The 22,529-nt window shown below is 55.4% G+C and carries 17 protein-coding genes; 2 read left to right on the top strand and 15 right to left on the bottom strand.

All coding sequences use genetic code 11. From position 1 onward, the window contains the following. Positions 1-52: 52 nt before the first annotated feature. The 12 genes from A0257_11605 to A0257_11550 all read right to left on the bottom strand — a co-directional run bounded on the left by A0257_11605 (position 53) and on the right by A0257_11550 (position 14,264). The gene (locus tag A0257_11605; protein AMR27678.1) at positions 53-862 is read right to left on the bottom strand and encodes a hypothetical protein; all 810 of its coding nucleotides are present in this window, start codon (positions 860-862) and stop codon (positions 53-55) included. 57 nt (positions 863-919) lie between these two features. Beyond that, on the bottom strand, positions 920-1,696 hold the full coding sequence (locus A0257_11600; GenBank protein ID AMR27677.1) for a glycosyl transferase family 2: 777 nt from the start codon (positions 1,694-1,696) through the stop codon (positions 920-922). A gap of 34 nt (positions 1,697-1,730) precedes the next feature. Further along, positions 1,731-2,912, bottom strand: coding sequence for a hypothetical protein (locus A0257_11595; GenBank protein AMR27676.1), 1,182 nt, complete (start codon positions 2,910-2,912; stop codon positions 1,731-1,733). Positions 2,913-2,939: 27 nt separating this feature from the next. Next, entirely contained in the window at positions 2,940-4,136 is a 1,197-nt protein-coding gene (locus A0257_11590) for a hypothetical protein (protein AMR27675.1), read from the bottom strand. Between the two features lie 120 nt (positions 4,137-4,256). Continuing rightward, positions 4,257-5,459: a hypothetical protein gene (locus A0257_11585; GenBank protein ID AMR27674.1), complete on the bottom strand. Its 1,203-nt coding sequence runs from the start codon at positions 5,457-5,459 to the stop codon at positions 4,257-4,259. Beyond that, the gene (locus A0257_11580) at positions 5,456-6,364 is read right to left on the bottom strand and encodes a hypothetical protein (protein AMR27673.1); all 909 of its coding nucleotides are present in this window, start codon (positions 6,362-6,364) and stop codon (positions 5,456-5,458) included. Before A0257_11580 ends, A0257_11585 begins: the two co-directional genes overlap by 4 nt. A 192-nt stretch (positions 6,365-6,556) precedes the next feature. Beyond that, entirely contained in the window at positions 6,557-8,689 is a 2,133-nt protein-coding gene (locus tag A0257_11575; GenBank protein AMR27672.1) for a hypothetical protein, read from the bottom strand. After that, positions 8,686-9,441: a hypothetical protein gene (locus A0257_11570; GenBank protein AMR27671.1), complete on the bottom strand. Its 756-nt coding sequence runs from the start codon at positions 9,439-9,441 to the stop codon at positions 8,686-8,688. The genes A0257_11575 and A0257_11570 overlap by 4 nt, the downstream gene beginning before the upstream one ends. Then, positions 9,438-10,592 (bottom strand): hypothetical protein, encoded by a 1,155-nt coding sequence (locus A0257_11565; GenBank protein ID AMR27670.1) that lies wholly within the window; start codon positions 10,590-10,592, stop codon positions 9,438-9,440. Before A0257_11565 ends, A0257_11570 begins: the two co-directional genes overlap by 4 nt. A 20-nt stretch (positions 10,593-10,612) precedes the next feature. Beyond that, positions 10,613-10,996, bottom strand: a complete 384-nt coding sequence (locus tag A0257_11560) for a two-component system response regulator (GenBank protein AMR27669.1) — start codon at positions 10,994-10,996, stop codon at positions 10,613-10,615. 308 nt (positions 10,997-11,304) lie between these two features. Next, positions 11,305-13,083 carry a hypothetical protein gene (locus A0257_11555; protein AMR27668.1) on the bottom strand — a complete coding sequence of 593 codons (1,779 nt, stop codon included), beginning with the start codon at positions 13,081-13,083 and terminating at the stop codon, positions 11,305-11,307. A gap of 983 nt (positions 13,084-14,066) precedes the next feature. Beyond that, entirely contained in the window at positions 14,067-14,264 is a 198-nt protein-coding gene (locus A0257_11550) for a hypothetical protein (protein ID AMR27667.1), read from the bottom strand. A gap of 370 nt (positions 14,265-14,634) precedes the next feature. On the opposite strand from A0257_11550, the gene A0257_11545 reads away from it, so the two are divergent. Continuing rightward, positions 14,635-15,288 (top strand): hypothetical protein, encoded by a 654-nt coding sequence (locus A0257_11545; GenBank protein ID AMR27666.1) that lies wholly within the window; start codon positions 14,635-14,637, stop codon positions 15,286-15,288. Between the two features lie 307 nt (positions 15,289-15,595). On the opposite strand, the gene A0257_11540 is transcribed toward A0257_11545, so the two are convergent. Together A0257_11540 and A0257_11535 are read right to left on the bottom strand one after the other, a co-directional pair. Beyond that, positions 15,596-17,242, bottom strand: a complete 1,647-nt coding sequence (locus A0257_11540; protein AMR27665.1) for a hypothetical protein — start codon at positions 17,240-17,242, stop codon at positions 15,596-15,598. A gap of 91 nt (positions 17,243-17,333) precedes the next feature. After that, positions 17,334-18,704: a hypothetical protein gene (locus A0257_11535; GenBank protein AMR27664.1), complete on the bottom strand. Its 1,371-nt coding sequence runs from the start codon at positions 18,702-18,704 to the stop codon at positions 17,334-17,336. Between the two features lie 261 nt (positions 18,705-18,965). Between A0257_11535 and A0257_11530 the strand changes: the two genes are divergently transcribed. Beyond that, positions 18,966-20,441 (top strand): proline--tRNA ligase, encoded by a 1,476-nt coding sequence (locus tag A0257_11530; protein AMR27663.1) that lies wholly within the window; start codon positions 18,966-18,968, stop codon positions 20,439-20,441. Positions 20,442-20,518: 77 nt separating this feature from the next. Here the strand turns inward: A0257_11530 and A0257_11525 are convergent, their stop codons facing one another. Beyond that, positions 20,519-22,297 carry a hypothetical protein gene (locus A0257_11525; GenBank protein AMR27662.1) on the bottom strand — a complete coding sequence of 593 codons (1,779 nt, stop codon included), beginning with the start codon at positions 22,295-22,297 and terminating at the stop codon, positions 20,519-20,521. Positions 22,298-22,529 lie beyond the last annotated feature (232 nt).

Raw genomic sequence — 22,529 nt, 5'->3', positions numbered from 1 at the left:
ATAATAATAATGAATAGTTTGGCGTAGTAAATTCAGCGCCCAGGTTGAGTCGTTACCTCAACATGCTGGTGTGCCGCCGCACACGTTTCATAATACCCTTCAGCATGCCGCCATCCAACTGAATGCGCCGGTCGGTAGTCCAAACGATGGCACTGGGATGCGTAACGTGGTGAAACTTCTTCTTGAATTTTTCGCGCAGCTTTACGCCCAGCCAGCCGTCTTCGTTGGTGCCGGGCGGGTGGTTGAAGCTATCGACGGCCAGGCCCTCGGTGCGGCGAAAGGCCGAGTTAAACCCATAAATATTCACGGCCTCTTCTCGAAACCGCTTATTAATCCACTTGCTGATGTCCGAAATGTACTCGTAAGCCAGAAAGACTGGCCTGGGGATGCCCGTGGTGGGTAGGAACGCAAAAGTACCATACACCATCGCCGTATCGTCGCGGTAGAGGGGTTCCAGCATACGGTCTATCCAATCGGGCGGGTAAATGGTGTCGCCGTCAGCGTTTAACACAAACTTGCCGGTGGCTCGCTGCAAGCCGGCATTACGAGCCGGCGTAATGCCTTGGGTGGTCTCGGTAAAGCAAGTAGCTCCGGCGCTAATGCTCAGCGCCTCAGTATTATCCTGCGAGTTATTGTTAACTACAATAACCTCAACCGTTTTGCGGGTAGTAGTAGCCGCCAGCGACGACAGCGTTTTCAAAATATTCTCGGCCTCGTTGTAGGCCGGAATTACAATTGAAACTTCTGGCGTTGGGGAGTGAAGTCGCTGCAACTGCGCCCGAATGGCCGCGACATCGCGCTGTAGCACTTCCGTAGCTTGGTTGTGTTTCTGAATATTAGCAGGAATACCGATGGGACGCATAAAAGAGGATTATTAGCCAGGAGAGGAAAAAGCAACGTGAGTGGAAGCCGCTTCCGGCTAGGAAGGAGAGCGTAGGTGCAGGTCATAGTTGTATTTCAGCTGCCGGTACACGGTGCGCACCAGCCCAATCAGCGAGTTTTCGCTCTGCCGCCAGTCGCTCCGCTGCACCGTGCTTGGTTCCGCAGCCGAGTTCTCTTGCAAAAACAGGCTACTGAAATCATTGTAAAATAAGGCTTTGCCTTTATGGCGAATAAAGGAGATGCACATCAGGTACTCCGTTTTATCGGACTTGATGCCCTCGACGTAGCGTCCAAATTTTTGTGGAAACGTGCTGCGCCGCAGGTGCGGGTGGTCGCTATACTGATATATTTTGCCCGTGTGAGTAAACCAGGGCTTATACAGCATTTCCGAGAAGCCGTGGCCCTGGGGCTTCAGGTAGGGGTAGGCGTAGTAGGCGTAGAAGCGCATGAGGTCCACATCGGGCTGTTCACGCAGCGTAGCCAGCGAATACTGGAAAGCTGGCAATAGCTCGGCGGTAGGCACAAAATCCTCCTGCACATACAGGGTGTAGGGCGTGCGCACAGCATCCTGGCCTTTGTTGAGATTGTTGCCTAAGCCCTTATTTACCGGGGTAGTAACCAGGCGAAACGGAAAGCGTTGCTGTAGTTCTTCCAGAGCTCGCAGGTGCGGGGCCGGGCTACAATCATCCGACACAACAATGTCCCCGAACGCAAAGCCTATTTCTTGAAACGCCCGCAACAGCCGCTCCAGCGATTTGCTGCGGTTGTAGTGGGTGATGAGGAGCGTAACGTCTGGAAAGTTGTTGGTTGTCATTGGAATACGGAATCTTCAACTGGCCGGCAAAAAGTTATTGAGTAACTACGCGCTGGGCTTTGGCCCAGGCCGCGGGTTGGGCTTTGCGCACGTAGCGCCAGAAACCTAAAAACACGGCTATGTTCATCATGGTAAAGTACATAGCTACCAGCAGCGGCCCCGCCGACTGCTGGCGCGCCGACCGTGCCCAGCCCAGCAGCGCGGCCCCGTAGAAAAGCACCTGTGCTCCTAAGGCGAGGGTATAAAAAAGTGGCCCCGCCAGTGCCAGGTAGGCCGTGAGGGGTAGCAGCAGCGCCAGCGCCAGGGGCGTCACACTCCAGCGCAACACCCGATGCGAGAGGTACAAAAAGAATACCACTGGCTGGGCAAACGGATTGAGTAGTGCCCGCAGGCGTACCATCGACTGCCAGCCCCCCGCCGCGATGCGGGTTTTGCGCTCCATTTCCTCCGTAACTGAGGCTGACGGTAGCTCCAGCGCATACGCAGCTGGCTCGTACACCACCTGGTAGCCCGCCTCCACAATGCGCATCGACTGCACAAAGTCGTCCAGAATCGTATCCTTTTCCAGGGGCTTAAACAGCGAGGTGCGGAAGGATACCAACTCGCCGGCCGCCCCCATCAGGCTGTAAATATCTGAGTCACAGCGTTTCAGAAATGACTCGTATTTCCAGTACAGGCCCTCGCCCGCGCCGGAAGTGCTACCATCGCGCAGCACCCGCTTCTCGCCCGATACCGCTCCCACCTTTGGGTCGGCGTAGTGCCGCACCAGCTCGCGCACGGCCTCGGGGTTAAGGGTAGTGTTGCAGTCGGTGAAGATGACGTAGGGGGTCGTCACGTAGCGGATTGCGCGGTTTTCGGCCACCGTTTTGCCAGCGCGCTCGGGCGTGTGCAGGTGCCGCACGCTGGGGTAGGGCGCCAGTACCTCGGCCGAGTTATCGGTCGAGCCATCCGTAATAAAGAGCAGGTGCAGCTTGGCCGAAGGGTAGTTCAGGGCCAAGCAGTTGCGCACTTTAGCGCTCAAAATAGAGCCCTCATTATAGGCCGGTACTACCAGGGTCACCTCTGGCTCAAACTGCCCGGCCGGCACCGAGCGCCGGGACCCGTGCAGGCGCGCCCACACCCACGCCACCACGCCATAGCCCAGGTAGGTATAGAGCACCAGCGCGGCCAGGAGCCAAAAGATAATAGTGAGCGTAGGCGAAGCAGTCGTAAACATAAAATCAAATAATTTTAACAAAATCCGCTAGTAGTCAGCCGCTTCCAGCGCTTCGTAGAGTAGCCCGACACTTGCCGCCCAGGTGTGGCTTTGCGCGAAGGCAATGCGGCTGGCGGTCAGCGTGGCCGCATCCGGCTCGTCCAGCGCCTGCGCTAGCCGCAGCAGCCACTGCGCCTGCCCATCGGCCAGGTACACATGCTGCTCAAACAATTCCATAGTGCGGGTGCGAGTGGCCACCACTGGCTTGCCCATCGCCAAATATTCGTCAATTTTGAGGGGGTAGTTACCAACCGTCACCTCATTGATTACCTGCGGATTAATGCAGATATCAAAGTGGCTGACGTAGGCGGGCAGCTCTTCGGGAGCCTTGCGGCCTAAGAAATGCACATTGGGCAGCTTATGAAGAATACTTTGCTGGAAATCAGGGTCTTCAGGCCCGACTAGCACCAGGCTCCAATCGGGCCGGTTTTGGGCAATGGCCACCAGCAAGTCTATATCAAGGCGCAAACCAGTAAGTGAGCCCGTGTACCCAATGATAGGATGTGGCACCGCCGCTAAATCGGGGGGTAGGGCGTGCGCTTCGGGTGCCTGATAGAGCGATAGCACGCAGCCCTGCCCAATGTACTGGCTGTGCCGTGGGTTGTGCCGACGGGCATAGTCATTCAGGTACATTGAGTTAGATGCCACCAGGTCGGCCTGCTCCATCACCTGCGCCTCAACCCAGGGGCCGTGCCGGCGGAAGTAAGGCACCGTTAGCATGTAGTCGCGCAGGTAGTACACAAATTTCACTGCCCGCAGCTGCCGCGGCAAATCTAGGGCGTGAAAGACGATGCCATCCTGAAATAAGTAGTAAGCGTCAAACCCGAGCTCACGGGTAGCCTTCTGAATGCTGTTAGCCAGAAGCTTGCTATTGAATTGATTAAGAGCGCTGAACAGCGACTTGGAGGACAGCCAGTTAACCGATAAGCATAGGGTATCTGGCGTGTATACCCACAGATTAGGTTCTACCTGGGCCAGGCCCGCGAGCTGCCCCAATACCACGCGGAACTTCTTGCGAACTTCCGGGCGGCGATAGCCGCGCAGCAAGGTATTGACATCCAAGGGAATATTTACGTACAATACTCGGTTTTGCTTGGCAAATTCCTTTGCCAAATTCTTGGCATTAGACCCAATGCCAAGGTCCCAGTTCTGCTGGCATACCATGATGATGTTTTGGTCTTTCATACCTTACGGAAAACGTGCGGAGCGCTTGGGAGGCTTGGCGCGTAGGCCTTGCCGCACACCCAGTAACAGGCAGGCAAGAGCAGGTAAAAAAACAATAGCCCAAGGCATAGAAGGTTGACTTTAAGGCAGGGGCGTTTCAACGCTGGTAGCTGCGTGGGGGGTAGGCATGAAAGAAGCCTTGGCTTTTTTCATTTGAAGCAGGGCTAACACCATAGAAACCAGCGCCAGCGGCAGGTGCAAAACTGCCCGCGCCACCTGCCGGTTGTAAAGCCGGGCGGGCAGTGATAAAAACAATGCCGCGCTTGTGCCGGCCAGCAGCATCGCCCAGAACCAGGGTCCTGGCCCCACCGGCCGTATAAGCCCGGAAACCAGCAACAACAGCCCAAGTATCCCTAGCAGCAGAATACGGGGTACCAAAAGCGTTTGCAGCACTTTATCAAAAAACTCGAAGTTGCCGCGCATCAGTTGCACCGGCCCTTCCCAAAAATACTTTTTCAGAAACTCCAGCTGGGCGGCCAGCCAGCGGGTGCGTTGCGTGGTAAAAGCTTGGGAATTAGGGATTTTTTCGTCCAATACGTAGGCCTCGGGCAGGTAGCCGATTTTCAGGCCGGCCTTCAGGATGCGGAAATCCATTTCCTTGTCCTCGCCCGGCGTGTCGCCAATATCCTCAAGCAACTGCTTTACAAAAGCATACTCGAAGGCCATTCCCGAACCGATAAGTGCGGCCGATAAACCCAGGCTGGCGTGGCCCTGGCGGTAGATATGATTGTTTATCTCCTCATTGCAGGCATCGAGCACCGCGAATGGCGAGTCGAGGTTTTTCGCCGTGCGGTGCCCTTGCACCACCCGGTAGCCGGCCGCGAAGGCCTGGTTCACTTGGTTGAGAAAGCCTGGGGCCATCACATTATCCACGTCGAGCACCACGGCCACATCGTAGTCGGCGGCGGGCAGTGAAGTCAGCGCGGCAAGGAGGGCTTTGCCCTTCGTGCTTTTTTCAAATACCACTTCTACTACCCCAATGCCTTGTTGCCGAAGCGTTTGCACGGTAGCAGGCTGCAAGCCATCCGCAATCACTTGCACCTGTGCTTTGCCTGCGTAAGCATGGCGTTGGGCCACTGGTGCCGTTTGCAGGATAACCGCGTCGGTATGATAGGCAGGCATGAGCACGCACATGCGGCGGGCAGCAGCGGTAGTCACTGCTGGCAGCGGAGCCAGCTTGCGGTGCCCGGCGATGGCAAAAAATAGCAGATAGCAGACGTTGAGTAGCAAGAACACGCCCACCACATATAGCACGCCAGACAGCAAAGTCAGGAGAATGCTCATGATAAAAATTGGTTTTGGTGAACATTCTGCGTGCCCAAGTGCCATTTGAGGCCGCGATACAATGCCCGCAGATAGTCACCTTGCCGCCGCAGAGAAAAAAGTAAGCCCTGCTTCGGCACGGCTACGAACAAGAAAAACAGCGCACCGCTCCAAAACTGCACGCCCGTCGCGTTGCGGCGCATAAACAGCAGCCGGTTGCGGTACATATAGTAAGTGCGCAAAACGGAGCCCTGCCCCACCGAAGCCGACTCTTTGTGGTACACGGTCGAGTTGGCCACGTAGTGACACTGGTAACCCGCGCGCTTTATCATCTCGCACCAGTCAAGCTCTTCGTAATACAGGAAGTATAGCGCGGGCATCAAACCTACTTTTCGAATCAATTCCATCGGCACCATCATGGCGGCCCCATGCGCCAATGCAGTCTCGGAAGAGGTGTTGTGCTGACCGTGGTCTTTCTCCAGGAGCCCGACCGTCACGCTGCGGCCCGTCCAGGGATTGATTTCACTACAGCCGGCGTATTGAATCAGATTGTCGGTGCCGTAAAAAATCAACTTGGGCGAGGCAACGCCCGCCGAGGGGGTAGTCTCAAATACGTCAACCAACGGTTCCAAAAAGCCGGGTGTTACTTCCGTGTCGTTGTTGAGAAAAAGCAAATATTTGCCCTTTGCCACGGCAATACCTAAGTTGTTGCCCCCGGCAAAGCCCAGGTTTTCGGCCGAGCGAATGAGTGTAACCTGCGGAAATTGGTCCGCAATGGGCTGCACCTCTTTCTCCGGCGAGGCATTGTCAACCACAATTACTTCCACGTTCGGGTAGGTGATACGCTGGAGCGACGCCAGCATTTCACACGTAATGCTGGCTTGCTTATAGTTGATGGAAATAATAGAAACCAGCGGTTTATTCATGACCAAGTTGGCGGGCCGAGCGGTAAGCAAGTGCTGGTCCTTGAAAATAGATGCTTAAAAGCAGTGAAAGAGAAAGTGTGAGAGTTGCCGGGTGGCTTGGTGGGAAGAAAAAGCATACGGGTAGCGAGTAGGGCCGGGCCTGGTTTGCGAGAGCCGCGACGGGCAGAAGGTCAACCTGGCGCGCGCCGTCATTCAGGCGAATGCTTCTTCGCTATGATGGGGTGCTACCCCTGCCAAAACAACTTCCACTGGCGCGGAAGTAGCCGCCCGCAACCGTTCCATTGTTTGGTTGTCGGCGGGGCTCCAAGCCCGGTTGGCTGGCACGGTCAGGAACACGAGGTGCAGCTGCCGGAGCACGCCTACCGGTACCGCTTCTTCGCGCAGGGCCGGAAACTCAATAAAAATCAACTGCACGTTGGGCGCGCTATGCGTCATCATACGCTTCGGAATAGCGTGTTGAATAAGCTGGTCAATTTGCCAACCTTGTACCGCCGCCATTTCAGCTTGGTAAAAGAGCGAGGGTACCTCGTCTTCCAGTTGCTCGTCGCGCTCGTCATTGCCAGGATAAAGCACTAAAGTAGGCACTCCCATTTGGTGGCAGCGCTGCGCCAATGACTGGCAGAGCGTAGTTTTAGCGGCTTGTTGCTGCACGCTGAAAATGCCTATTACGAAGGGGGTAGGGGCCGGCGGCGTATTGGCCTGCAATAAGATGTGGCGAACAAGCTGGTTGAGATTCCGCTGTTGTGAAGCGGCTAATAGCTTCGTAGGCTTATGGGCATCCAGCAACATGCCAGCCACGGGTAGGCCAATGCGTTGCGCGGCCACCGACGGCTTCTTGAGCGAACGGTCTAACAAGCCAAGCCCCAGCACCAGGCTAGCCGCAAACACAAAGCCGCCAACCCCACTCGTGAGCACCAAAAGCAGCAGCTTGCTAGTTTTGGGATGGAGTGGCAGGTTCGGCGGGTCAATAATCTTGAGGTTGGAGGTAAGCTGCGTGTTTTGTTGCGTCGACTTGCTGGCGTCGAGTCTCGCTAGCACGTCCAGATAAGCCTTTTGCGCCAGTTCAATCTCGCGCTCATTCTTCTTCAGCGTAGCGCCCAGCGGAGCCATGCGCTGATACTCCTTATCAAAAGACTGCATCCGCTGCCGCAACACTCCAATCTTGGCGCGATACGACTCTACCTGCACCATGTCCTGCACCCACTCATTGGCAAGTTCCTTATTCGGAATTCCCTCCACGCTGTTGGTGTGGGCGTAGTATTTATCAACGCTGCTCTGCATGTCCTGCGCGAGCTTGTCGGCTTCGTCTTGCAGCTGTTTGGTTTTGGCCAAGCTGGGCGACTCACTTGTCTGATTAAAGAATTTCTGGTCGGTCAACGCGGAGGTTACGCGCCCCAGCTTTTGGCGCTGAGCCAGCAGTTGGTTGCTATTCAGCAAAGCTTCTTGCTTGCCACCCATGCGTTGCCCAATAGCTTTCAGCGAAGCAAAAGCACCTGCATACTGCTGGCTAACTTGGTTAAGCTCAGTAGCTAAGGCATCCTTTTGCATGGCTACTCCTTTCGCCTGCTCATCGTAGTTAATGATGTTATTATCGCGATTAATAGACAAGTTGGCGGCCTCCGCTTTATCCAGGCGGGCCTTGGCTTCCTTCACTTCTTTATCGTAGTAGGCAATAACCGTATTCGTCTGACCCTCCCGCAAGTTCTTAGACTCAGCAAGAAATACCTGGGTGAATAAGCTCAGCGTGTATTGGCACAGCTCAGGGTTATACGTCTCGTACTCAAGCCGGATAAGGTCGCTGGACGCGATGCGCGAGGCGGCAATCTTACTCAGCGAAGCAATGGAGTAAGTGGAGTTAGTCGAGTTTAATAAATTATATAGCTCATTTGTGTTGTTGGCCCGGCCATAGCGATGCACAGAATCGAGGGTAGCAGCTTCGCTGGAGCCAGTCAGCCGGTGGCGCAGAGCGGCCGGAAAATTATCCCGCAGGCTTTCGTAAGGCGCGACATTGAGTAGCGCCGGGTCCTGCTGGGTTTGCCAGAGGTGATTGGCCAGTAGCTGGTAAATAACCTCCTCCTTAGTAGAGCGCGAGGTAATTATGTTGACCAGGTTATCAAAGGCGTTGCTGGTGACTGAGTAGTCGGCGGCCGCATTACCCGTTAGCGAGTAACCCGAAGCAATGCCCGTGTAGATAGTGGTATCTGAGCTATAAGTCTGGGGTAGGTGACGAGCAAAGTAATAAGTTGATACACTGAGTACTAGCGGAACCAGCAACAGCAGTAACCAATGGCGAACCAGCAGGCGCCATACATCAGAAAGACTCATGGGGCAGACAGTATAGTGGAAATCTTGGTGCCAGTGAGGGCCTCCAAAAGCATGAACGATGTTTCGTACTGATTGCGCGCCGTCTCCAGGGCCACGGCCGAGCTATTAAGCTGGCCTGTAGCTAATGAAAAGTCGGGTAAGGCCACCTGCCCAGCCCGAAACTGTTTTTCGGTCAAACGATAGGTGCTTTGCACCGTCACATAAGACTCTTGTTGCAGGCCAAGCAGTTTTTTAGCCAATACCACGTTTTGATAAAGCTGAATAACTGACTGTTTAATCTGGTCTTCCCGGTCTTGGCGGGTAGCCTCCGTGCGTTGCAGATTAAGCTTGTCACGATTAATCAGGTTGTGGCGGCTGAGCAGTTGGGCTAGCGATATTGCCACGCTCGCCCCAGCTGAGTAGCGACTGGCGTTGTAAGTATTGAATTGAGTAGGGTTGCCTGGCACAGGGGTGCCGATACCACCTTGGTTACCATAGCTATAGGTGCCTCCGCCCGCTATTCCATTTACAATATTTTTCTTCGTGACCTGTATGTCTTGTTTTGCAATAAGCTTCTCGATATCGAGAAGTTTTATTTGTGCCGAGTAACGTATAACCGCCGCCGTAAGCAACGGAATTGCCACGGAGGGCGATTCAAAAAAAGTGGTTTGCCAAGCCGGAGCTGGGTCTGAATTCGAAGTAGTCTGCGCTAACGCGCTACCTCCGGGTAGCACCAAAGCCAATGCCAAAACGGCTACGAGCTTATTCTTCATACATTCTCTTTCTGAAACAAAGCGGGAATAGTTTTTAAAATGATTTTAATATCATTGGTCAGGGAGAAGTTGCGGGCATACTCGTTGTCGAGCTCCTTGCGCTCCTGCTCCGACTGGTCGCCGCCTTGCCCGCGTCGGCTCACTTGCCACAGCCCGGTTATGCCGGCCGGCGCCAGAAAACGCTGCGAGTGTTCATCAGTAAGTAGTTTTTCTGCTTCATAAAGAGGCAGCGGCCGGTTACCAACCAGTGACATATCGCCTCGCAATACATTGAAAAGCTGTGGTAGCTCGTCAATACTGGTATTGCGCAAAAAGCGCCCGATGCGCGTCACCCGTGGGTCATTCACAATTTTAATGAAAGCCGGGGCCTCACTCGCTTTCTGTTGCGCGCGGTAGTGTTTCTCACAAATTACTTGCCCGCGCTCGTCAATAAGTTGTTGCAGGCAGCGGTTGCCGGCTGCCAGGCAGGTAGCACAGAGCTGATTGGGCATACCGGCTACGTCGGCAGCAGGAGCCAGCTGGTACTGGTTCAGGTCTTTCATCGTGGCCAGAAGCTTATCAGCATCTGAACGCATGGACCGCAACTTCCAAAACTTAAATACTTTGTAGCCTGCCCCTACCCGGTAGGAGTAGTAGAACACCGGACCACGGGATTCCAGCTTGATTATCGCGCCAATCAGTAAAAGCAGAGGCGATAATACTACCAGGGCTCCACCTGCCACCAGAACATCCAGAATGCGTTTGCTTTGCGGCATACGCAGCCCTTGCATACTGACAACATTGGCAGGCAGTGCGCGCGGCCGAACCAAGAAATCAAGCCGCGTGAGCAAATAGGATTGGCTGGTATCTCGCACAAAAACGTCGCTACCCCCTATTTCCAGCATCATCGACCGCACCCCTGGGGCAATATCCGTTTCTGCCAGCCACAAGATGGGTTGCGTTATTCCCTGCTCGTTGCGGAGCATCCGCATTAAGCGCAGGCCCAGGGGCGAACTAGGGTTGGCAGCATTCAGAATAGCTGTGAAAGTGCTGGGCTGCTCCGTACAAATACGTAAGACATCAGCTGGCGTAGTGGCCACTAGTAAATCTAGCTCCCGTAGGTAAGCTTGCTGAAACTCACTAGCAGCCTGCGGAGTATCTGTTATATACAATACCGGAAGGCGACCAGTAGTTAATTCCATATACGAATGCGATTTAACATTTTGTGAATGCGTAGGCTTAGCTCTTCGGGATTAAATGGCTTGGCCAAATAGTCATCGGCCCCTGAGCGCAGGCACTCAATCTTAGTATTAGTGTCATCTTTGCCCGATAACACGATAAGATTTGTGTCGCGGTGCAGCCCACTGGCCCTTACTTGTTGTACAAAAGCAAGGCCATCCATAATGGGCATGTTATAGTCCGCTACTATTACATCCGGGCTATTGCCAGCTTGCAGCCATTCTATGGCCTCTAAGCCGTTGGATTTCAGGATAATATTGAAATCCTGGCTAAAATAGTGTTGTAGTACCAAGCGGATGGCAGGCTCGTCGTCTACAATCAGAAGTGTCTTTTTCATGAAAAGTAATTCTATTTCATAAGTGAATATAAACAGAAAGTAACGCAGCCAAGCGGTGGGGAAATTTAGCTGAGTTCGCCTTTTTGCGCGGAAAAAGGCAATGCGGTCTAAAGATACTCCAAAAAATAAAGTCGCAGAAGAAAAGCATTATTGTGAGTAAATTTATATGTTTGAAAAATTTACTGTAAAGTTATTTTAAATCTAGATACTAACAAATGATGCGTTACAACCGAATGGGTAGTTCTGGTACGCGCTATTTGAACGGTTTATCTAACTATTTTTGCGGAGTATGAGGCACTTCAGCTTCATTAATATTGTGGCAATAGTGCTAATTTCTGACGAAAAATATCGCAAAATATTTCGGTGGCCGTTACTACTGCGTTAATAAACGGCTGAAATTCGCTGCGGGAAGCTTGCCTTTCAGCCATTTGTTCTATCTGTCGTAATTGAGCTACTTCGTGCTGAATATTGAAATTACCGAATGTGGTTTTTAAGTGATGCGCCTCCCGAATAACCGCCGCCCAATTTCGGTGGTCAGTAGCCTCCTGTAGTGCCTGTACTTGGGCCGGTACCGTACTAACAAATATTTCCAAAAGTTTGCCTACAAATTCCTCATCGTCGGCTAATCGGCCAAACATTTTTAAATCGTAATGCATAGCCGTAGAAGATATATTATGATTTGTTTCTTGACTGATTAATTGCGGAGCGCGTCGGCTCACCTGAGCAAGAATGTTGTAAAGAGCCGACTCGTTATAGGGTTTAGTGAGGTAATCGCTGAAGCCAAGCGTCTGATAAGAGCTAGCATCGACTTTCACGGCGTCTGCCGTGAGGGCAACGATGGGGGTGTGTTGGTTGAGGCCGGGCTCAGCCCGCAACCGGGCGGTAGCTTCCAAACCATCAAACTGAGGCATTTGCACGTCCATTAAAATAAGGTCGTACTTCGTCCGGTTAGCCTTTACGAGGGCGTCGGCTCCATTTTGGGCAACATCCACCTTCGCTTGCCACTGGCCTAGCATTGCCACGGCAATAAGCTGATTAATAGCATTATCCTCAGCTAAAAGGATGGTCAAGCCCTGAAGCAAATCAGGTTGCTGCACGATAACTTTTTCCTGACGCAGGGGCTCTTCACTTACCGTGTAGGGAATGGTAAAGAAAAAGCTCGTACCCTGGCCCAGAGTGCTGCGAACCCCAATCTGACCTTGTTGCAGCTCGACCAGGTTCTTGCAGATGGTAAGGCCAAGTCCTGTGCCGCCATACAACCGCGGAATGCTGCTGTCGGCCTGCCTGAAGCTCTCGAAAACCTGGCCTAACTGCGTTTCATCGATGCCAATGCCGGTATCAGCTACACTGAAAGAAACGGGCAGATTCTTGTTATTCCACTGGCTGACATCAATCGTAATAGTTATAGTGCCCCGCTGCGTGAATTTGATAGCGTTGCTTAATAGATTGACCAGCACCTGGCGCAGGCGGTGCGGGTCGCCTTGCACCATAGGCAAAGGCTCGTCAAAACCTACATAACGCAGTAGCAGCCCCTTCTCATCCATTTTGAAGGCGAGCGAGCGCACAGCATCGCGCACAGTCTTATGTAAGTCGAACGTGATGTTTTCCAGGCTGATATGGCCAGCCTGGAGCTTGATAAAGTCCAGTATATCATTAATAACTACCAGCAGATTCTCGGTGCTGCTTTGAATCATCTCGGCATAGTCGGCCTGTTCGTCCGACAGCGACCCTTTGCGCAGGAGCTCGGCCAGCCCCATGATGCCGTGCAGTGGTGTGCGCAGCTCGTGGCTCATGCTGGCCATGAATACTTGCCGCGCCTGCACCGCTTCTTCGGCTAAACGATTGGCCCGCTTGAGGTCAGTGATTTCGGACGCGAAGGTGACGAGGCAGCGCGAGCCATCGGGCTGCACCAATGGCGTTTTGGTAGTATGATACCAAACCGTTTGGCCATCAGCCAGCTGGTAGCATTCCTCAAACGAAACGGCTTCCTCAAAGGAGGTAGCGGGCACGGGGGATAGGCGCGCCTGCTGACTAAGCTGGCGGTAGCGCTCGTTCAGGAGCAGGCAATTGCCAGCCTCATCTTCCACACAGATAAGATTAGGACTATTAGACTTGTTGCGAGGTACAAGGTGACGTAAATTTGTGAGAAATATATTTCCGCTTAGGTTATGCAACTTTCCACTTCGACCCTTACTACCGAACGTAAATGGCGAGCAGCAACTGGCTTGACACAAGCTCGATTTGAAAAATTACTGACTCATTTTAAGCAAGCTTATTCGCGCTTATTTGATTTACAAATAGCTGACCGTGATGCTTTTGCCATTCATGAGTCCATTATTAAAACGGAAGAAGAACTGCTGCTATTTACCCTATTTAGCTTTAAAACCAGTTTAACTTACGATTTACTTGGTTTTGTAAGTGGGATGGATACCGCGAATGCTAAACGTTATCAAGACCGAGGAATTATGGTGCTTCAAGAAGCTTTAACACTGTCTGGTCATTTGCCTAAACGAGCGTTTGCTAGCGTAGACGAATTTGAAGCTTATTTTAGCCAGCACGAAACGTTGTTACTAGACGGAACGGAACAACGGATACAACGACCGCAAGATTATACTACTCAGAAAGACTCGTATAGTGGTAAAAAAAAGCGAATACCTTAAAAGAAATAGTCATTGCTACTACCACTAGGTGGATTGGATTTTTAAGTCATTTTCAACCGGGAAAACAGCATGATTATGGGTTACTTAAACAACTCTTTCCTGTTGATAAACAGTGGTTTAGAAAATTTACTGTTCGCCTGGATTTAGGATTTCTGGGGTTTGGTAAGGATTATAAGTGTCCTACCTATTTTCTACCAATTAAAAAACCTAAGGGAAAAGAATTGACCCTGGAGCAGCGAGCCCTAAATAAAGAACAGGCGAGTAAACGTATTATAGTGGAACATGCTATCGGTGGCTGGAAACGTTATCGGATTTTGAGTGACCGTCTACGAATGCACGATTGGAAACGCTACGACAACGTGTTAGGAGTTTGTGCAGGGTTGTGGAATTTTTATCTATGTCCTTGACTTTCAAATCACAACAAGTCTATTATCAATGACCTGGCGCACCAGGGAGGGCTGCCTGGGAGCTGCCGAAGCATTTTTTGCGTTTGGTGGCCCATCGGGCTCATCCATAGCAACAGTGAGCTGGGCCTGTAAGCGTAAAATCTCCGCTTCGGCCGCCTCTCGGCGCTGACGCTCGATATTCAAGAGTAATTCTAAACTCATAGCACAGGTGAACTAGCGGATAGCAAGCAGGCGGTTGGCTTTATAGAGGCGTAAGTAAAGATTTTCTCGTTATGCTTCTACGAACGGAAGAGACAAAACGAAAAAAGGTGCTATTCAAAAAAGCGGCCACTTTTTGCCAGGTGAAACTAAGCTATCGAAGTAAAATGCGGCTAACTTGAAAAGCTATCAGCTTTTTTGAAGGTCTGATGAATAAATCTAAGAATATTTTGCCCAACTACTAGCTTACCTGCACTTCAATTAACGTACCACTATGCCGTTTACTTTTTCCCATCCAGCCCTGATTATTCCGCTTTTGCATTCCCGTGGCCGAATGCCTTGGCTATCGGCCACGGGATTAATTACGAGTAGCATGGCTCCTGACTGCGAAAAGTTTCTGCGCCTGCGCCTGGCCAGCGGCCATAGCCACACGTTTGGTAGTATCTTTTATTTTAGCTGCCCGGTGGCTCTGGTACTGGCCTTCACCTTTCACCTGCTCGTGCGTAAGCCATTGCTAACGCATTTGCCCCCGGTGCTTTACCGGCGACTAGGCAGATTCACTCATGTCGACTGGGTGGGATATTTTCGAAATTACTACTGGGGCGTCATACTGAGTATACTCATCGGCGCTATGCTCCATTTATTTTGGGACATTTTTACCCATCCCGACCCACTAGCAAATGAATTTTTCCCGCTGCTGGCGCAATGGGTGAATTTTGGGGGCGAACAAATCCAAGGGTTCTTCCTGATGGGCCTGCTTAGTTCGGTAGTGGGAGGTATGGTCGTCATAGGGGCTATCTGGAAGATGCCAGTGTGCCAAAAAGGCCCCGTGCCTACCCTGGCTGCGGTACTACGCTACTGGGGTATTGTGCTTGTCGTCGCAGCAGTATTAACTGTTAATTGGCTCCTGCTGGTAGAGCCCGGAATGATAAACGGAGGAATATCAGCTATTTCAGCATTTTTGGTTGGCATAGTAGTGGCCTCAGTCTATAGCAGCTATTCAACTTATAAAATAGCAACACAATAGGTGTAAATAGGGATTGTTTTAATAAAAAATCGACAATGGATGAATTAAGCGTGTTCATCAGCTAACAGAGGGGGTAGGGGCACATTACGGTTGAAGAATAGCCGGACGTTTAAAAGCTATTGGAATTGAGCCTTAAAAGCAGCGACAAGATAAAGAATTCATCGCTACCTCATTCTAGATTACCGCAAACAGCTGATTTGGCAGCGATGGCTCAAAAAAGAGAGCCGTCGCGCCATCCCCTGCGGGTGGTGCGACGGCTCGTAATGCGCGCTACTCACGAAAATAGTACGTGGCTCAACGCCGGGAGCTAAAAGATAAGGCCGCCGGTCAGGCTTGCCGTAAAGCGGTTGATAGTTTGATTAACGGTAGGCGGCACCACGTAGGCCAGCGAGTAGGGCTGGTACTGGTCCTTGCCGTTGAGGTACACGCCGGCCACATCCACGAAGAAGGTTTTGGTACGCACGCCCGCGCCAAGCGTGTAATATTGCTGGCTACGGCTAAAGTCGCTGCTCTGATAGGGGTCGGCGTAGTAGGCATAGCCAGCCCGCAAGCGGAAAACATCGAGCCGGGCCTCAGCACCAAAGCGAAAGTTGACCACGTTGCGGTAGTTGTTGGCGATGTTGTAGTTGCCATCGTTCAGGCCCTGGTCGCTGGAACCATCGGTCGTATTAAACTTGGCCTGCGAATACCCTACGTACTCGATGTCACCGGTAATAAAGCCAGCCTTGCCCAGGAGCACCGTGGCACCGCCATTGGCCCGGAAGGGGGTAGTGATGCTGTAGTCAAACGTGCCCGGTACGGTCGAGAGCGTGTTGACGGTGCCAGTAGTGGCATACTTGCCGTTGGCTGTGAGGGTAGTGCTATAACTCTCGGTGAGGCGAATGTAAGTGGGCGTTTGGATAGAAGCTCCGAGACGCAGCGCATCGGCAGCCCGCACGATGAGGCCGAGCCTAGCGTTGATGCCAGTGCCGGTGGTCTTGAGATAGTCGGTCGATACAAAATCCTGGTCGCCGCCCGAGCTTTCGCTAAAAGTGCTGTTGCGGGTGCGATTGAGCGACACGATGCCTACCCCCCCCCCGATGTATAGCCGGTCGCGGTAGTTGCCGCCGTAGCCCAGGTCAAACTGCGAGAGTGAGCCCGTGGTCTGGATGGTTTCGGTCTGACTAATAGCACCTTGGCGGGCTATTTTTAGCGCCGCCGGAGCATTGGCGTAGTCTGGGGAGTTAGGGTCGAGAGGAGCAGGCGTACCCACGCGATAAATAGTTTGGCCCTGCGCCGTGCCTGTGCCAGGATTAGCCACATGTACCTGGTCAACGAGCCCGGTGCCAAAGGCCAGGCCGTCGATGTCTTGATAGTTTCCGCTCGTGGCCTGGTTATTAATATCGTTGGCGTTGGTCTGATAATCGGCGCTGGTATAGTCGCCGTTGTTGTAGGGCTCACGCAATCGTTGAAAAAACGAGTGGTTGTCGTCAGTGGTGTTTTGGTAGTGGAGACCCTGGTTGAAGTCGGCCAGCCGGGTAAAACCTAGGGCAAAAGCCCCACCCCGCCAGTCGCTGTTGTTATCATTGTCGGGGCGGCGGGTAGCAAACACTATCCCCGCGCTAGCAATGTGAAAGCTGTTTGCCGTCTGCGACAGAGTAGGAAAATTATTTCCTACGGCCGCCGCGTTGGCCGCCTGCGTAGCATTGGTGGTGCCAAAGCCCACGCCCGGCGTCAGGCTCACCTCCGATTTGGTGAATAAGCCCAGGCCGGCCGGGTTGCTGGTGAGGTTGCCAAAGTCGGCCCCCAGCGACACGCTGGCTCCCGCCAGGCCCATCGTACGCGCCGTGCCGCTGGGGTTCTGGCGCATATAGAGCAAGGCATCACCGGCGTAGCCACCCTGCGCATAGGCCGCGTGGCTGAAAGTCAAGAAACCGCCCAGCATAGCAGCCAGGCCCCCAAATGCGTGCTTCATAAGAAAAAAGTATAGGCAAAAAAGAGCCGGCCCCGCAGGCCGGCTCGGGAAAAATCAAGCGGTAAATAAAAGGGTAGCAAGCACTAGGTGCTTAGCGGCGACCCCGGCCGCCGCCACCACCGCCACCACCGAAGCTGCCGCCACCGCCGCCGCCCCCAAAGCTGCCACCATAGGAGCGGCTGGGCTGGCTATAGGTAGGCTGGCTGTAGCTACGCTGCATTTGCGGCTGACTGTAGCTGCGCTGCATCTGCGGCTGGCCCTGAGACTGGCCATAGTTGGCAGTGCGCTGGCGGCTGCCGTAGCCACCGGCCGGCTGCTGGCCCGCCGTGTTGGGCTGGCCGGCCGTGCCGCTGCCATTGCCAAAGAATCCGCTGAAGAACCCACGCCGGGCAGAGCCGTTTGGAGCTGCGTTGGAAACCTGGCCACCTGGAGTAGAATAGGTGGGCTGACCCGTGGCTCCGCCAAAATTGACGGCCCGGCCGCCCCGGCCCGTAGGCATAGAGCCAGCTGCATTGGAGCCTCCAATGGCGTTGCTGGGCAGCGCCACCGCGTTGCCGGTGTAGGAGCCCCGACCATTGCCAATGTTAACCGCATTGGGATTGCCGACCGCGTTGGTAGCATTCATCACGGCACCACCGCGGTTAGAGCGCGAACCGTAGAGCACGGCTCCGGCTCCAGGCGAGCTAACGCCTGCCCCGCGAGTATAAATAACTGGCCGGCCGTAGCCCGCCTCGTAGCCATACGGTGACCCGAAGCCACCAAAGCCATACGGAGAACCGAAGCCGCCGTAGCCATACGGGGAGCCAAAGCCGCCGTAGCCATACGGCGAACCGAAGCCACCAAAGCCCCCGAATCCATAACCAAAGCCAATGCTCAGACCCGAGCCGTAGCCATAGCCAAACGGCGAGTAGAAGGGACTGTAGAAGCCACCGTAGGGAGAGCCAAAGCCCCCCATGCCGTAGCCCATGCTATAAGGCGAGTAGCCATAGCCAAACGCGCTGGCATAGCCATAGGGCGAACCGTAGTACGACGGCGACACGGCGTAGCTGGAGCTGGGCGTGTAGTTGAAGGAGCTAACGCCCGGCCCGGCGTAGGGCTGGCCAAAACCGCTGGCGTTATAAGAAGAATAGCTATTATTGTAGTAGTCGCTACCCGCAGCCGCCTGCGTAGTGGTGCCGCCCTGGTAGTCGGGGTTGGCATCTTCAGTGGTGGCAACGGTGGCGGGCGTTGCAGCAGGCGCGGTGTCGTCGAGCGCTTTGGCGGGAATAGTGCCGCTGTTGCTGCCATACGTACCGTTGCCGCTATATACGCCGGCTGGCGCGCCCACAGCCGTGGTGCGGTCTTTAGAAGAATAATAAACGCCGTCGGTCTCCGTGGAGGTCGTTAGTGCCCCGGTGCTGGCGCACCCGCCCAAAGCGAGCAGCGCCAGAGCCGGCAAAGTGGCAGAGAGCAGATTTTTCATGACTGAAAAAGGTGAGTATTCAGCGAGCTGCTGAGTGGGTTAGTAAAATAAAAGCGTAGCAATGGAGGCTATGTGAAGTCCAAACCCAATGGTCCGGCCCAAAAGAACGGCTTAACCTGGTACCCTTCGTGTCGGCGCTCCCTACTATAACGTAATTTCGCCCCAAAACGGTGCCTTTTTGCTAAAGTTACTGTTACAAAACTTATACCAGCCCTACCCCTCGCTTTTGTGGCGTCGGCAGGCAGATTTTTAGATGCCATTATGAGCAAAAAGTTGCCTACCCGCCAGGAAGATTATTCGGCCTGGTATAACGAGCTGGTCAAGCGTGCCGGCCTCGCCGAAAACTCCGCCGTGCGCGGCTGCATGGTCATTAAGCCCTATGGCTACGCCATTTGGGAGAAGATGCAGCGCCAGCTCGACGACATGTTTAAGCGCACCGGGCACGAGAATGCCTACTTCCCGCTGTTCGTGCCCAAGAGCCTGTTTGAGGCCGAAGAAAAAAATGCCGAAGGCTTCGCCAAAGAGTGCGCCGTGGTAACCCACTACCGCCTCCAAAGCGACCCCGACCGCCCCGGCAAGCTGCGCGTGGACCCCAACGCCAAGCTCGAAGAAGAGCTGATAGTGCGCCCCACTTCGGAGGCCATTATCTGGAGCACCTATAAAAATTGGGTGCAGAGCTACCGCGACCTGCCGCTGCTCATCAACCAGTGGGCCAACGTGGTACGCTGGGAAATGCGCACGCGTCTGTTTCTGCGCACGGCCGAGTTTTTGTGGCAGGAAGGCCACACCGCCCACGCCACCGCCACCGAGGCCGTGGCCGAAACCCGCCAGATGCTCGACGTATATGCCGAGTTTGCCGAAGAGCACATTGCCTTGCCCGTCATCAAAGGCGTGAAGACGCCCAGCGAGCGCTTCGCCGGGGCCGAGGACACTTATTGCATCGAGGCGCTGATGCAGGATGGCAAGGCGCTGCAAGCTGGCACCAGCCACTTTTTGGGTCAGAATTTCGCCAAGGCTTTCGACGTGCAGTTTGCCAACAAAGAGGGCGGACTGGAGTACGTGTGGGGCACGAGCTGGGGCGTGAGCACCCGCCTGATGGGCGCGCTCATCATGGCCCACTCCGACGACGACGGCCTGGTGCTACCCCCCCGCCTGGCACCCATTCAGGTGGTCATTGTTCCGATATATAAAACCGGCGAGATGGAGGCCCTTCTGGAGCGTATCCGGCCCATTCAGCAGGGGCTGATTGCGCGCGGGATTTCGGTGAAAGTGGACAGCCGCGACACCGAGCGCCCCGGTGCCAAATTTGCTGAGTGGGAATTGAAAGGCGTGCCCGTGCGCCTGGCCATCGGTGCCCGCGACCTCGACGCCGGCACCGTTGAAGCCGCCCGCCGCGACACCAAGCAAAAGCTCCAGCTGCCCCTGGCCGACGTAGTGGACAGCGTAGATAAGCTGCTGAACGACATTCAGCTCAACATCTACAACAAGGCCCGCGATTACCGCGACAGCCACACCACCCGCGTCGAAACCTACGACGAGTTCAAGGAAATACTCGACACGAAAGGCGGCTTCGTCGTGGCCCACTACGACGGCACCTCCGAAACGGAAGAGCGCATCAAGGAAGAAACCAAAGCCACCGTGCGCTGCCTACCCCTCAACGAAGCCGACGAGGACGGCGTGTGCATCGTGACCGGCCGGCCCAGCCAGCGCCGGGCGTGGTTTGCGCGGGCCTATTAGATTAATGACAAATAACTAGGGACGAGTGACTAATGTCGTTCACATTAGTCACTCGTCCCTAGTCATTTGTCATTAATCTATAGCTTCTCTTCCAGCCACAGAAAACCCGCCGCCAGCAAAAACAGCCCGAAAAACCAGCCTGCCGGCCACGGCTGCCGCACGGTCGTCGTGGCGGCTGGCCCCTGGCTGGCGCGTGCCGTGCGAGCAGCCAACGCCTGCTCGCCCGCACGCAGGGCCGGCCCGCGCCAGGCCGCCGAGTCGTACACGTAAAAGCTGTGCAGCGTGCGGCTTGGCCCGCGCACCTGGTGCCAGCCCGCCACGCTGGGCCAGTATTCGGCGATACTCCATTCGGGTAGGCGGGTGTCCTGGGCCAGGGCCAGGGCCACGGTGGGGCCGCCCGCCAGGGCTTGCGCCGTGGGCAGGGGGGTAGGGCGCGGCCCGGCCAGCCGCAGCGTGAGGGGCTGGCGCGGGTGCGGCCAGCGGCCCAGCACCTGCCAGGTGGCGGCGGGCGCGGGCGGCGGCGTGGCGGCCGTCAGCAGCTGGCTCCAGAACGAGGCGTAGGCCGCCGACTGTCCCTGCAAGGCCCAGCGGAAGGTTTCGGGCACCACTGACACTACTACCGCGCCCAGGCCGTAGCGCCGCCCGGCCGCCACCAGCGCCCCGCCGGGCCCGGTGATGAGCGGCCGCAGTGCTGCCCCCGGCCGTAGCCGCGCCGGCAGCAGCACCCGCACCGATGCCGGGGCATCAGACCAGGCCAGCGGCTGGGCCGTCGCGCCGGCCACCGGCAGCGGCTGCACTACAAAGTCGGCGCGGGCGGGTACGGCCGCCGGCAGGGGGGTAGGGTCGGCCAGCACCACCAGGCCCAGGCGGCCCTGCTCGATGGCGGCGCGTAGCGTCTGACTTTCGCCGGGGGGTAGGCCGGCCAGGGTGACGGCGTCGGCCACCACCACGGCGTAGCGGGCCAGCAGCGCCGGCGTGAGGTGGTCGAGCGGCTGCGGCGGCTGGTTCACGAATTCGGTCTGCACCAGGCCGCGGCTCACGGTGGTGCGCAGGGCCACCGCCCGGCCCTGGGTGGCCAGGCTGTTTTTCAGAAACTTAAACTCGAAGCCCGGCACGGCGGCCAGCAGCAGCACGGCCGGCTTGGGCGGGGTAGTAATTTCCAACGGCAGCGGCTCCGTGGCCACGCTGCCCGCGCGGCGCAATCCCACGGCGTAGCGCGCCAGGCCGGCCACCCTAGGCTGGTAGCTGAGGCGAAAGCTGCCCCCGGCCGCCAGGCGCATCGAGTCGCGTCCAGCGCCTTCGGCTTGCAGGCTAACCCAGGCAGGGCCGTCGCCCGCTACTGCGCCTTCCACCTCAAAGCGTTGGCCCAGCGCAAGTTGCCGCGGCCAGTTAGCAGCCGCAAAGCCAACGTATTCCGGGCCGGCGTGGCGCACCACGGGCACCGCGCCCAGCGCCGGCAAATCAGCGGGGGGTAGGCCCTCGCCTAGCAGATGCAGGCGGCGCAGGGCGGGGCGCTGCTCGGCCAGGGCCAGCAGGCTACCCAGCGCCTTGGCGTGGGCGGGCGGTGGCGTGCCATAGGCCCATACGGGCGTGCCCCGCCCCAACCGGCGCAGCAGTTGGCGCAGCGTATCGGGCTGGTAGCCAGGCGTGAGGACGATGGCTTCGGCGCGGGCGGCGGGCACCGACCGTTGGGGTGGGTAGGCCGTGAAGTACAGCGCCAGCGGGGCCGCCAGGCTGGCCAGCAGGCGCGGCACCAGCCGGCGGCGGTCGGCGCGCCGGGCGGCGATTGTGGCTAGCGCCAGGGCTAGTAAGCTGCAAGCCAGGGCAATGAGCAGGGGGTAGGAAACAGTCGGCAAGGAGTCGGACGCAGAAATTCGAAGAAGTAGGTTATAAGTCGCTTTTTAAAAATTTCCTCGCAGAAGTTCGACGTTTATTTGTAAAAATACATGTATTTATAAATTTTTTTATTATTCTAGAAGTTACGCCTTTCGGAACCAGTAAGTACCTGGTGGCATAGTCCATTTATTGGCTCACTTAGTTGCACGCGATGCCACGGCTGCCGCCTCTGAGGGAATATCAGTCAGCGTT

Origin of the sequence: Hymenobacter psoromatis, from assembly GCA_001596155.1 — a bacterium.
Classification (GTDB): domain Bacteria; phylum Bacteroidota; class Bacteroidia; order Cytophagales; family Hymenobacteraceae; genus Hymenobacter.
The sequence above is the reverse complement of the archived record's forward strand: the minus strand, read 5'-3'. Positions and strand labels throughout refer to the sequence as shown.